Annotated in this window: 9 protein-coding genes; 5 read left to right on the top strand and 4 right to left on the bottom strand. The window is 41.8% G+C overall.

What is annotated here, in order from left to right:
- Positions 1 to 214: 214 nt before the first annotated feature.
- Positions 215 to 988 (top strand): sulfite exporter TauE/SafE family protein, encoded by a 774-nt coding sequence (locus tag ABMY41_RS09210; RefSeq protein ID WP_349274544.1) that lies wholly within the window; start codon positions 215 to 217, stop codon positions 986 to 988.
- Here ABMY41_RS09210 and ABMY41_RS09215 read toward each other — a convergent pair.
- The 3 genes from ABMY41_RS09215 to ABMY41_RS09225 all read right to left on the bottom strand — a co-directional run bounded on the left by ABMY41_RS09215 (position 978) and on the right by ABMY41_RS09225 (position 4,019).
- Complete coding sequence (locus ABMY41_RS09215; protein ID WP_349274545.1) at positions 978 to 2,456, bottom strand: methyl-accepting chemotaxis protein; 1,479 nt, start codon at positions 2,454 to 2,456, stop codon at positions 978 to 980. The two genes, ABMY41_RS09210 and ABMY41_RS09215, sit on opposite strands and share 11 nt — an antisense overlap.
- Before the next feature lie 7 nt (positions 2,457 to 2,463).
- Positions 2,464 to 3,300: a transporter substrate-binding domain-containing protein gene (locus tag ABMY41_RS09220; RefSeq protein WP_251604237.1), complete on the bottom strand. Its 837-nt coding sequence runs from the start codon at positions 3,298 to 3,300 to the stop codon at positions 2,464 to 2,466.
- 83 nt (positions 3,301 to 3,383) lie between these two features.
- Positions 3,384 to 4,019 carry an SDR family oxidoreductase gene (locus ABMY41_RS09225; RefSeq protein WP_289096729.1) on the bottom strand — a complete coding sequence of 212 codons (636 nt, stop codon included), beginning with the start codon at positions 4,017 to 4,019 and terminating at the stop codon, positions 3,384 to 3,386.
- A 142-nt stretch (positions 4,020 to 4,161) separates the two neighbouring features.
- Between ABMY41_RS09225 and ABMY41_RS09230 the strand changes: the two genes are divergently transcribed.
- Positions 4,162 to 5,619 (top strand): OmpA family protein, encoded by a 1,458-nt coding sequence (locus ABMY41_RS09230; protein WP_289096728.1) that lies wholly within the window; start codon positions 4,162 to 4,164, stop codon positions 5,617 to 5,619.
- A gap of 26 nt (positions 5,620 to 5,645) precedes the next feature.
- On the opposite strand, the gene mnmC is transcribed toward ABMY41_RS09230, so the two are convergent.
- The gene (gene mnmC, locus ABMY41_RS09235; RefSeq protein WP_349274546.1) at positions 5,646 to 7,694 is read right to left on the bottom strand and encodes a bifunctional tRNA (5-methylaminomethyl-2-thiouridine)(34)-methyltransferase MnmD/FAD-dependent 5-carboxymethylaminomethyl-2-thiouridine(34) oxidoreductase MnmC; all 2,049 of its coding nucleotides are present in this window, start codon (positions 7,692 to 7,694) and stop codon (positions 5,646 to 5,648) included.
- Between the two features lie 179 nt (positions 7,695 to 7,873).
- Between mnmC and fabB the strand changes: the two genes are divergently transcribed.
- The 3 genes from fabB (at position 7,874) to ABMY41_RS09250 (ending at position 11,391) form a co-directional block, all read left to right on the top strand.
- Positions 7,874 to 9,088, top strand: coding sequence for a beta-ketoacyl-ACP synthase I (gene fabB, locus ABMY41_RS09240; protein WP_054561838.1), 1,215 nt, complete (start codon positions 7,874 to 7,876; stop codon positions 9,086 to 9,088).
- A gap of 132 nt (positions 9,089 to 9,220) precedes the next feature.
- Positions 9,221 to 10,342, top strand: a complete 1,122-nt coding sequence (locus ABMY41_RS09245) for a 4-phosphoerythronate dehydrogenase (RefSeq protein WP_349274547.1) — start codon at positions 9,221 to 9,223, stop codon at positions 10,340 to 10,342.
- A gap of 32 nt (positions 10,343 to 10,374) precedes the next feature.
- Positions 10,375 to 11,391, top strand: coding sequence for an aspartate-semialdehyde dehydrogenase (locus tag ABMY41_RS09250; RefSeq protein ID WP_054551679.1), 1,017 nt, complete (start codon positions 10,375 to 10,377; stop codon positions 11,389 to 11,391).
- Positions 11,392 to 11,532 lie beyond the last annotated feature (141 nt).

An 11,532-nucleotide genomic window follows, 5' to 3' on the forward strand; every position in this document is an offset into this window, starting at 1 on the left:
GGATCTGTAATTGAATTAAAATGTTTCAGAAAAGTAGTGCTCATATTTATGCGACCAAGTAATTATTATGCCTTGATCTGATCACTACTTGCTCTATAAGTTCAATTTATAATGATCTTGCCGTGGTCTTTTAGTCGAAACTAATTTCCAATATGTCGCTAATAGTGGTGAGTCATGGTAGCGTTAGCTCAAACACACTATTTTAAGCGTAACAATGGATTTGATCAGTTGGCAGTTTTTGGGTGGAGATTTATTAAGTCCGATCAGCACAATCATGCTCATTGTGGTTGCGGGCTTTACTTCAATGATTTCAGCGGCTTTTGGTGCGGGTGGCGGCTTAATGCTGCTGGTGATCATGGCATCTATGCTTCCTATGAGTGTGGTTATTCCTGTCCATGGGTTAGTGCAGTTAGGCTCTAATGCAAACCGCTTTTTATTTACGTTTAAGTATATTGATGGCGCTATGTTTGTGTACTTCTCTTTAGGGGGAGTCATCGGAGCATTGGTTGCCTCTACGATTGTCACATCAATTCCCCTTGAATTAATGAAATTAGTGGTCGCTGCCTTTGTGCTTTATTTACTCTGGGGTGTGACGCCAAAGCTCAGAGAAACCTCAAAGTTATGGCGTGTTCTCGCTGGGCTTTGGACCACGTTTATCTCGATGTTTGTAGGGGCAAGCGGGCCTTTGGTTGGCAGCTGCTTATATGTAAATAATTATAATAAGCTTAAATTTACCGCCACATTTTCAAGCTGCATGACAGTACAACATACCTTAAAAGCGATTTTATATGGGGCTGTGGGGTTTGCATTTTGGCAGTGGTTGCCGCTGGTTATGCTCATGATATTGAGTGGTGCTTTAGGCACTTGGCTTGGTCTTAAGTTACTGCACCGCATTTCGTCAGATAAATTTAAAAAGATTTTTCGTTTAGTGTTAACGGTGCTTTCCCTGCAACTTGCGTGGCAGGGAATTATGGCTTTTAGTATTTAAACAAACCCAGTTTGGCAACGATGCCGCGTTCTAATTCATTGAGCTGGCCTATGGTGTTATCGAGGTGCTGAGCTTCTTGCGATAGGCTCTTAGCGCCTTGGTTTATGAGCTGCATGGTATTTAAGATATCAGCGGTCACACTGGTTTGCTCTTCAGAGCTTGCTGCAACGCTCTCGTTCATTTGATTAATAGTATTGATTTGTTTAGCAATATCTTTAAACACCGCTTGGCTTTTTTGATTCGCTTGGCTCACTTTATCGCTGAGTGACTTACTTTGCTCCGTTGCGGTTACACAATCAGAGGTATTGTTGTGTAGCGATACAATAATCGACTCAATCTCAGACGTTGAATCATAGGTTTTACTAGCAAGCGCTCTTACTTCATCGGCTACCACAGCAAAGCCACGACCAGATTCACCTGCACGAGCCGCTTCAATAGCAGCATTTAGAGCCAGTAAATTGGTTTGCTCGGCAATACTTTTTATAACATCGAGCACTTGGCTAATTTCATTACTACTGGCGTTTAGTTGTTTAACTACGTTTGATGTGTGGTCGAGCTGTGCAGCTAACTCATCCACCATGTTGCCATTGGCATTCATGTTTTGTTCGCCCTGTTGGCATAAGCGATGTACGTCGGTTGTTTGCTGCGCGGTTTGATTAGCCCCTTGCGCAATCTCTTTGGTTGCTTCACTTAACTGACTAAGCGCATTGGTTGCAGAATCAGTGCGGTTATATTCAAGTTCGGCTTCGTTTTTAGAGCGCACAGATGCTTCGTTTACTGTGCTGGCTATCATTTCAAGCTCACTGGCTGTGCTGCCTAGCTCTGTAATTATTTCTTGCACTTGCGCTATAAATCGATTGAAACCATCAACCAAATAGCCTATTTCATCATTCGATTGATAGCTAATACGTTTTGTAAGGTCGCCTTCACCTTTGACAATTTCATCAACAAGGTTATTTACGCTATCGATTGGTTTTATCACTAAAAGCCGCACGATATAAATAATCACCGCACCCAAGGCGATAAATGAGACCATCAAGGTAATAAACATGGTGCGTGTCGACTCAGCAATGGTGCTATGCAGTGCTTGTTGTGAGTAACCAATTTTTATGTGACCAATTAAATTATCTAAATAGTGCAAATCAATAGTTTTGCTAACCGATGCGTTATTGCTTTGTTTAGTGATAGCGGCCAGTGGCTTATTGCGATGATCTGTCACTGAAATGCTATGTACATGTTTGTTTTGCGAAAAGGCTTTAATAATCTGATTGATTAACGGCTCATCATAAGAGAATACCGGCTCGGCTAAAATAACCTGCATTTGCTCATTAAGGGCGGTGATGTCGTCTTGCCATTGTTGTGTTTGACTCGACTTTGCCAGCAGATAGTTTGCACTGATCACGAAGATCACGCTCAGTAAAAGGCACAAAGACAGTGCCAAGGTCATTTTATATTTTAATGATTTCATTGTGCGCTCATTGAAATGGGTTAAACCACAAAGGGCTATTTTTATTAGGTGTGTTCGACGATAACGTTGGGTTATCTAGCTCAATTACGCGACGCGAGCTTAAGTTGGCTTTTGATAAAACCGTTTGTACTTGGCTGTCTGCCAAAAACATGGCGTTAAATGTGCCATCAGCAATCATCTCGTTTAGCGCATCATTTAGCTGTTTATGTAGCGTGTGGTTGTTTTTGTTGACGAAAAAGTAAAGTGGTGCGGTGTACTTAATGACCAAGTGCGGCTCAACAGTGAGGTTAAGCTCTGAGTGATTGGCAATTTCATCCCAAGGTTCATTCACCCCACGCGGGAAGTAATCAAAGCGCTCGCCTTCAAGCATTGGGAACAAATTAGGGTATTTTAATGTAGTAACAACAGGCAGTTGATTTGCTTTTAATATTTTCGTATCTGGCCAGGTTTTACCTTGCCCAGCGGTAAAACGTTTTAAATCTTGTAAGCTAGTTACCGAGCTAAACAGTTCGCGATTTTGTGCTTTCACAATCGCGACTCGCATGCCAAGTAAGCCACGAAACAAGGGAATATAAACGGCTTGATAATCCTGTTCTAACTGAGTTGATGTCATGCTCCACATCACATCCAGCTGGTTGTTTTTTACATCGTTTAAGATACGTGCATTAGAGATATCTTTATTGGTTTCATAAGGGTGAATATACTCTAAGCCAGCACGTTCGATGGCGCTGATCAGTAATTTGTGGGGAAGGGAGGTATCGCCACTGTAGCTTTGAACTTTTACCGGTGCGGCAAAACAAGCCGACGTAAAAGCAAAGCAAAAAAGTAAAGCAAAATGACGCATAAAGCACCTTTGTTATTATTATGTAAACAATAAACTAAAGTGCTTTACGCGCTTTCTCAATCTTATTTCTTATGCATACGTATTCAATTGCTTAGTAGGCTGTCGATTGACTTATCACCATTAAACAATTCAAACACTTGCGGTTTTTTCGGTGTATGTTCAGCAAGGTATAGCAGGGTATCTGCCACATCTTCACGATTGATCACCGCATCTTGGCGTGTTGCAGGGCGCGTGGTGGTTAATAATCCCGTTGCTGCATCATTTAATAGCGTGCCAGGTCTGACAATGCTGTAATTTAATTCGCTATTGATTAAATGTTGGTCAGCCATGTGCTTTGCAATTAAATACGGTTTTATACTGCTTTCAATATTATCAGGGGCATCAGCACCGATTGAGCTCACCATTATAAAGTGCTTAACCTTGGCATCTACCGCATAATTAATCGCTTTGACTGCGGCCCATAAATCTATTAGTAAGGTTTTATCAGCACCCGTAGCGCCGCCGGATCCCGCGCTAAAAATCACTTGCTCAACCCCTTCGAAGGCGCGACTAAAATCGTTTTCTAGGTCTTGCTCTACAATCGTTATATGATTACTTTCAAGCGCAGTCAGTTTGCTTTTGTCTCTAACCAGAGCCACTACGTCATGGCCACTTGCCAGCATTTTTTCGGTGGTCATTTTACCTATTTGGCCCGTTGCGCCAATGATTAAGGTTTTCATATCAAACTCCTTCTAATTGCTGTGTAACTAAAGACCTTGGGGTGTGGATTTATTTTTAAAGGGGTACAAGCAAACTTTGAATAAAAAAGTATTATTTGGCATAGTATTTAATCAGGTACAAAATCAATTAAAAGGACTTAAAGTGAAAATATTTATTAAACTTTTGGTGTTAGTAATATTGGCATTTTGCAATGCGGTATCTGCTAATCAATGGCTATCGCCTTATCCAAATAGTGACGTTGAAAAGTCGGTTAAACTCAGTGGCGAACAGACACAATTACTGAGCCAGTTTGATGACAGTAAAAAGTCATCAGAACGATTTAGTTACACAGACTTTATTGGCGATGTAAACCACACATTGTACGAAATAAACAATGTTGCCACTCTCAAAGTATTTGAAAACTATAAACAAGCTTTACTCACCGATGGTTTTAATATTGTTTATTCTTGTCAGCTAGACGCTTGCGGTGACAGCAGTGATTTTGCAGAGGAAGTCGGTTACTTTCAGCTCTATAATTATCATCGTAAGCCATATTATCTTATTGCCACTAAAGGTGAAAAGCCTGAGTTTGCAGTGTCGTTATTTGTTGGCCAGTACAACAGTAAAACGCGTGTTATGAGTAGCTCAATTGCGATTAAAGAGCTTGAAACGGGTCTGATAAAAGCCAATACAGCTGCTTTTGCAAAACAGCAATTAAATCCAGTTACCAAAGCACCTAAAGACGATATTAGAGGCTCAAGCGATCATCCATTACTTAGCCGTTATCCTGGTAGTTTTATTGAAGACTACGAGCAAATTGATTACGAGGAATTTTCACTACCAACAGGAATATTTAACCGTAAAAACAAAGCGCTACCTGCTGAAGATGTGACAGGCGATATCACTCGTATTACTTATGAAATTAGAAAAGTATCAACCCTTAAGGTTTTTCATAACTATGTGTCTGCCTTAACAAAAGAAGGCTTTGAAACGGTATTTAGTTGCGAACGTCAAGCATGTGGTGACGACCGTAAGGCAATACAAGCACTTGGTGATCACTTGTCGGTAAAACAAGTTTATAACTATTATCGCCAGCCGCGTTATCAGTTAATGAAAAACACCATAGAAAATCAAACAACCTTTGTCGCATTTTTTGTGGGTAATTACCAAGGCACTACGCGAGTGCAGCTCGTTATAATTCGAACAGAGCCTTTACAAGGAGATTTAGTTAAAACCAATCCGGACCAGGTGTTAAAGCAGCTAGAGCAAAAAGGTAAAGCAGCCATTTATGGCATTTACTTTGATCATGATAAATCAGACATTAAGCCAGAGTCAGCAGAGTCATTAAAAGTGATTGCGGATGTTTTAAATAAAAATAACAGCTTAAACTTGTACGTTGTTGGTCATACTGATGATAAAGGAAGCCCAGAATATAATTTAGGGCTGTCATCTAAGCGAGCTAAAGCAGTTGTTAAAGCGCTCGTGAGTCAATACGGCATTAAAGAGTCGCGTTTAATTGGTTATGGCGTAGGCCCTTATGCACCAGCTGCCAATAATAAAAATGATTTGGGTCGTCAGCTAAACCGACGCGTAGAGCTAGTTGAGCGATTAAGTAATTAACAATCAAAAGGGGCTTTTTAGCCCCTTTAAATTTTATTACGAATTAGGTCGCGAACAATAAAGCGGGCGGGGTGAATAGCCTGACTCACACGTTCGCTAAATGGCCTTGGTTCATTGTTTAAACAAGCAATTAAATGTTCAGCACATAAAGGGGCACTGCACAGGCCTCTTGCACCAAAGCCTGTGAGTACATGCAAGCCTTGCTGAGGTTTCGTTAACGTTTGGTACTGATAACGCTTACCTAAGCGTAGATTAGCAAACGCGCTTACATAATCACTTTGTTCAGCCCATTCACCTGCCATAGGTAGATGGTCGATAAAGGTGCACCTTACAGCTGCTTTTGCCGCTGTTATCTCACCTAAGGTCGTTGCAAACTCGCTGTTTGTGTAAAAACTTAATAGTTGTTCACGATTGGTGTGGTTGTCTTGCTCTTTAACTTCACGGCTTTTTGAGTTTTTTTCAAAAGTCGCGCCCATGCAATGATGGCCCTGATATTCAGGAGTAAAATAGCCCTTATGGCAAAGCACGGTCTTTAGGCTTTTTGACTGCTCGCTTGCTTGCACATGCGAGACTTGGCCGCGCACACCAACAATAGGTAGCGCTTGAGTTTGGCTAAACTGGTCACTGTGTTCACCTGCACAATTAATCACATCGCTAAATGGCCCGAAAGTTTGCTCTTTGCTGTGTAGTAACCAGCCATCAGCGGTTTTTTCGAGCTTTTCAATATGGCAATTAAAGTGACTGTCCATTTTATTATTGGTAGTGGCAGTTAACGAATTTGCCGCATTAAATAGTGCTGTAACCAGGGCTGGTGGATTTACCCAGCCGCCTTTTGCAAAGAATACACCTGAGTAGTCTGTTTCTACACCGGCAATTTCGTCACCTTCTTCGGCGCTTACATTACGCATTAATTCAACTGGCCAAAGTTCTTTATCGGCAAGGTTTTGATGTTTATCAGCTAGGCCTTGTTTAACCGCGTGCTGTAATACACCACACCACTGGTGAGGGTAGTCAAAACCATCATCAAGTAATTGTTGATATAGACGCATCGCATATAAAAAGCTATGAGCGAACATTTCACTGTGCGGTGAGTTCTTCGCTTGCAAATGCGGATAAACAGCCCCTTGTACATTGTGAGAAGCACCCATGGCAAGCGCTTCATCTTGGCAAAACAGCATGGCTTTCAGGCCTCTTTTTGCCAGTGAATACAGTACACTGCTACTGGCAATACCACCGCCAATAACAGCAACATTACTTAGTTCACTTTGCTGATGAGCAAAATAGGCAGGCCCTGATTGTTGCTCATTAGGCTCAGTGAGCTCGCCAATCAGCATTTCGCGCTTTTTACCATAGCCTTTTGCTTTACTCATGCTGAAGCCTGCTTCGATTAGCCCTCTTCTTACAAAGCCTGCGGCAGTGAAAGTGGCGAGTGTGGCATTTGCTCTTGAGATAGCACGCATCTTGTTGAACAAACTCTGTTGCCACATATCTGGGTTTTTACTTGGTGCAAAGCCGTCTAAATACCACGCATCAACAACCCCTTCGCTTGGGTAGCTCATGGCGTCAATGCTGTCTTGCACGTCACCAAAGTAAAGGTCGAGTATTAGTTTGCCGCCTGCAAATTCAAGGCGATGACAGCCGGCCAAATTAATTGGGTATTGAGTAATTAGTTGCTCACTATACTTGCTTAAACTAGGCCAGGCTTTGAGTGCTTGAGCAAGGTCATCACGCTTAATAGGAAATTTTTCAAAAGAGATAAAGTGCAAGCGGGTAACACTTTTTTTACCACTATGGTCGGGTTGATTTTGAACTTCTTGCTCTGCATGCTGCCTATCAATGTGAGCAGCAAAGTGCTGCCATGTATTTAAAAAGTTAAGCCCGGTACCAAAGCCTGTTTCAGCAATTGCAAAGTGGTCACGGTCATGATTTTGTAATCGTTGCGGGATATGGTTTTGTTGATAAAACACATAATGTGATTCGGCTAAGCCATCGTCATTAGAGAAATAAACATCGTCAAACTGATCGGCGACAGGGGTACCAAGGTGATTAAAATGAATATGTGCGTTTTTGATCATGGTTTAACTAATTAACTACAAACTTTTTTCATTATTTTACGTGTTTTCTTTGAAATAGTCTGGCGTTATTTATAAGCTAGACATTCAGAGTACATGTGTACGCTAGAAAGCTGACCACTTCGAAAGTAATTTCAGCGTAAAATAGAACACAATTTAGTATAGAGCTAAGGTAATTACCCATGAGAAGAGCCGTTATTACGGGCATCGGTGTTGTTTCAAGCATCGGTAACAACAAAGAAGAAGTATTAGAATCATTAAAACAAGGCCGTAGTGGTATCGCGTTCAACCAAGAGTTTGCTGACTACAACCTACGTAGTAACGTATCTGGCAAAATCGATATTGATGTTAAAGAGTTTGTTGATCGTAAAGCAATGCGCTTTATGGGCGATGCTGCTGCATACGCTTATATCTCAATGTCACAAGCGATTGCAGATGCTGGCCTTAGTGAAGATCAAGTTTCAAACGAGCGCACTGGTTTATTAGTGGGTTCAGGTGGTGGTTCATCTAAATGGCAAGTTGAAGCGGCTGACATTTTACGTGAAAAAGGCGTAAAACGTGTTGGTCCTTACATGGTACCACGTACTATGGCGAGTACGACTTCGGCGTGTCTTGCAACACCATTTAAAATTAAAGGTGTTAACTACTCACTAAGCTCTGCATGTGCGACATCTGCACACTGTATCGGTCACGCGGTTGAGCAAATTCAACTAGGCAAGCAAGACGTAATCTTTGCAGGTGGTGGTGAAGAGCTTCACTGGACGCTAGCAATGGAATTCGATGCAATGGGTGCATTGTCTACTAAGTACAATGAAACACCAGAGAAAGCATCACGTACATACGATGCAAACCGTGACGGTTTCGTTATCTCTGGTGGTGGCGGTATCGTTGTTGTTGAAGAACTTGAGCATGCACTTGCTCGTGGAGCGCACATTTATGCAGAAATCACTGGTTACGGTGCAACGTCTGACGGCTACGACATGGTAGCTCCATCAGGTGAAGGCGCTGTACGTTGTATGAAGCAAGCAATGCAAGATCTTGAAGGCGGTATTGATTACTTAAATACTCACGGTACTTCAACACCTGTTGGTGATGTGAAAGAGCTTGGCGCTATTCAAGAAGTATTTGGTGGTAACTCACCAATGATCAGTGCAACCAAAGCGATGACAGGTCACGCTTTAGGTGCAGCAGGCGTTCATGAAGCAATCTTCTCGCTATTAATGCTTGAGCATAACTTTGTTGCTCCATCTATCAACATTGATGAACTAGATGAGCAAGCTGAAGGTCTAAATATTGTAACTGAGCGTAAAGACGTTGAACTAAATACAGTTATGTCTAACAGCTTCGGTTTCGGTGGCACTAACGCCACATTAGTAATGAGCAAATATAAAGGTTAAACCTCTCCAGTATTTGCTTAAAGCCGAGCAATAGCTCGGCTTTTTCATTTGTTATAAAGTCTTAGTTGTTACCTATCCGAATACTGATAAATTCGCTACAATAGCGCCACTTTCTGCCTCTCGGACACACAAATGAAAATTCTTGCAGATCAAAATATGCCATTGGTTGAGCAGTACTTTGCCGATTTTGGTGATGTTGAGCGATTTGATGGCCGTAATCTTCAACCCGAGCAGCTAGTCGGGGTCGATATTTTGTTAACCCGCTCTGTTACCAATGTAGATAAAACCTTACTCACTCAAGCAGATAAATTAAAATTTGTGGGCACAGCAACCATAGGTGTTGATCACATTGATACCGAATTACTTGCTGAGCAAAATATCGCATTTAGCAGCGCACCAGGTTGTAATGCCGTGGCGGTTGCTGAATATGTTATTAGCTGCTTGTATGCCTTGAGCCAAGAAAATGCTAGTTCATTACAAGGTAAAACCATCGGCATAGTGGGTGTTGGCAGTATAGGTAGCTGTTTACGTGATAAGCTAAGCTTGCTTGGTATGAATGTGCTGTTATGTGATCCACCGAAGCATGAAGCCGGTGAACTTGCAGAGCATATTGAGTTAGACACATTACTAGCTCAAGCCGATATTGTGACTTTTCATGTGCCATTGGTTAAACAAGGTCCGCATAAAACCTTGCACATGCTAGACGAAACACGCTTAAAAGCACTTAAGCCGGGTATGACGATTATCAATGCAAGCCGTGGTGATGTGATTGATAACCAAGCATTGCTAGCATTGTTTGAGCAAGGCGCAAAATTAGATTGTGTGCTTGATGTTTGGGAAAACGAACCCAATATACTGACACCTCTGCTTGATTATGTACGTTATGCCAGTGTGCATATTGCAGGGCATACACTTGAAGGCAAAGCCCGCGGTACACAAATGCTGTATCAGCAAGTATGTGAGCTTGAAGGCATCGCAGCGCTTAAGTCTCTGGACGATTTTTTGCCAGAACCAATTAGCCACTCTGTCACGCTAGGTGAAACCTTTAACCTAGATGATATAGGTCGCTTAGTGCACTTAATTTATGATGTGCGTCGCGACGATGGCATTTTACGAAGTAAATTAGCAAGCGAAGGCTTTGATAGTTTACGCAAGAATTACCCGCCACGACGCGAGTTTAGTACTTTGTCGGTGGCTGCCAACAGTGCATGTGAAGGCGCATTAGCTGCACTGGGATTTAGAATTAACGAATAAAGCCATTTGCTTTATTCAAAAGAGGAAAACACATGTCGCAAAAATTTAATGTAGCCGTATTAGGTGCCACAGGTTTAGTGGGTCGTCAGATTATCGAAACTTTAGAAGATCGTAAGTTTCCGGTAGACCAATTATTTTTACTTGCAAGCAGCCGTAGTGCTGGTGAAGAAATTCAATTTCGCGGTGAGAGCATTGAAGTAATTGATGTTGAAGAGTTTGATTTTAGCCAAGCTCACATTGGTTTATTTTCAGCAGGCGGCAGTGTTTCTGAAAAATACGCACCGATTGCGGCGGACGCAGGCTGTGTGGTAATTGATAATACCTCACACTTTCGTAATGACTACGATGTGCCACTAATTATTCCTGAAGTGAATGCATCAAGCTTAGCGGATTTCAGAAACCGTAACATCATTGCAAACCCTAACTGCTCAACGATTCAAATGCTGGTGGCATTAAAGCCAATTTATGATGCTTATGGCATTGACCGCATTAACGTATCAACTTATCAAGCTGTATCAGGGGCGGGTAAAGAAGCCGTTGATGAACTAGCTAAGCAAACAGCAAACTTAATGAATGCGCGTCCGATGGATAATGCCGTTTTCCCTAAACAAATCGCTTTTAACGTGATCCCACAAATCGACAGCTTTGAAGATAACGGTTATACCCGCGAAGAAATGAAAATGGTCAACGAAACACAAAAAATCTTAGGTGATAACAGTGTTGTGGTTAACCCTACTTGTGTTCGTGTTCCCGTGTTCTTTGGTCACAGTGAAGCGATTAATATTGAAACGCGTATGCCAGTAGATATCGAACATGTGAAGCAGCTATTAAACGATGCACCTGGTGTAGAGTTTATTGAAGACTTAGCCGATTACCCAACAGCAGTATCAGACGCAAGTGGTAACGATACTGTATACGTGGGTCGTTTACGTGCTGATATTTCGCATCCTCATGGTTTAAACATGTGGGTTGTTAGCGATAATACGCGCAAAGGTGCGGCAACAAATAGTGTGCAGATTGCTGAAGAGCTAATCGCAAATTATTTATAAATCTGATGATTTAGGCTGAGCTAAATTTAAGAAAAGCGGCAATTTGCCGCTTTTTTTGTGAATTCACTGCCAAATTATTGCCGCATACGCTGTAAAAGCGTATAAACTTAACGATAACAATAAAAAAGCCTCTCAGCCGCT

Source organism: Pseudoalteromonas sp. BZA4 (assembly GCF_040104395.1).
Classification (GTDB): domain Bacteria; phylum Pseudomonadota; class Gammaproteobacteria; order Enterobacterales; family Alteromonadaceae; genus Pseudoalteromonas.

Excerpts from the sequence above, each read along its gene's own strand:
- ABMY41_RS09210 (WP_349274544.1), top strand. The coding sequence starts at position 215 with ATGGATTTGATCAGTTGGCAGTTTTTGGGTGGAGATTTATTAAGTCCG.
- ABMY41_RS09215 (WP_349274545.1), bottom strand. The coding sequence starts at position 2,456 with ATGAAATCATTAAAATATAAAATGACCTTGGCACTGTCTTTGTGCCTT.
- ABMY41_RS09220 (WP_251604237.1), bottom strand. The coding sequence starts at position 3,300 with ATGCGTCATTTTGCTTTACTTTTTTGCTTTGCTTTTACGTCGGCTTGT.
- ABMY41_RS09225 (WP_289096729.1), bottom strand. The coding sequence starts at position 4,019 with ATGAAAACCTTAATCATTGGCGCAACGGGCCAAATAGGTAAAATGACC.
- mnmC (WP_349274546.1), bottom strand. The coding sequence starts at position 7,694 with ATGATCAAAAACGCACATATTCATTTTAATCACCTTGGTACCCCTGTC.
- fabB (WP_054561838.1), top strand. The coding sequence starts at position 7,874 with ATGAGAAGAGCCGTTATTACGGGCATCGGTGTTGTTTCAAGCATCGGT.
- ABMY41_RS09245 (WP_349274547.1), top strand. The coding sequence starts at position 9,221 with ATGAAAATTCTTGCAGATCAAAATATGCCATTGGTTGAGCAGTACTTT.
- ABMY41_RS09250 (WP_054551679.1), top strand. The coding sequence starts at position 10,375 with ATGTCGCAAAAATTTAATGTAGCCGTATTAGGTGCCACAGGTTTAGTG.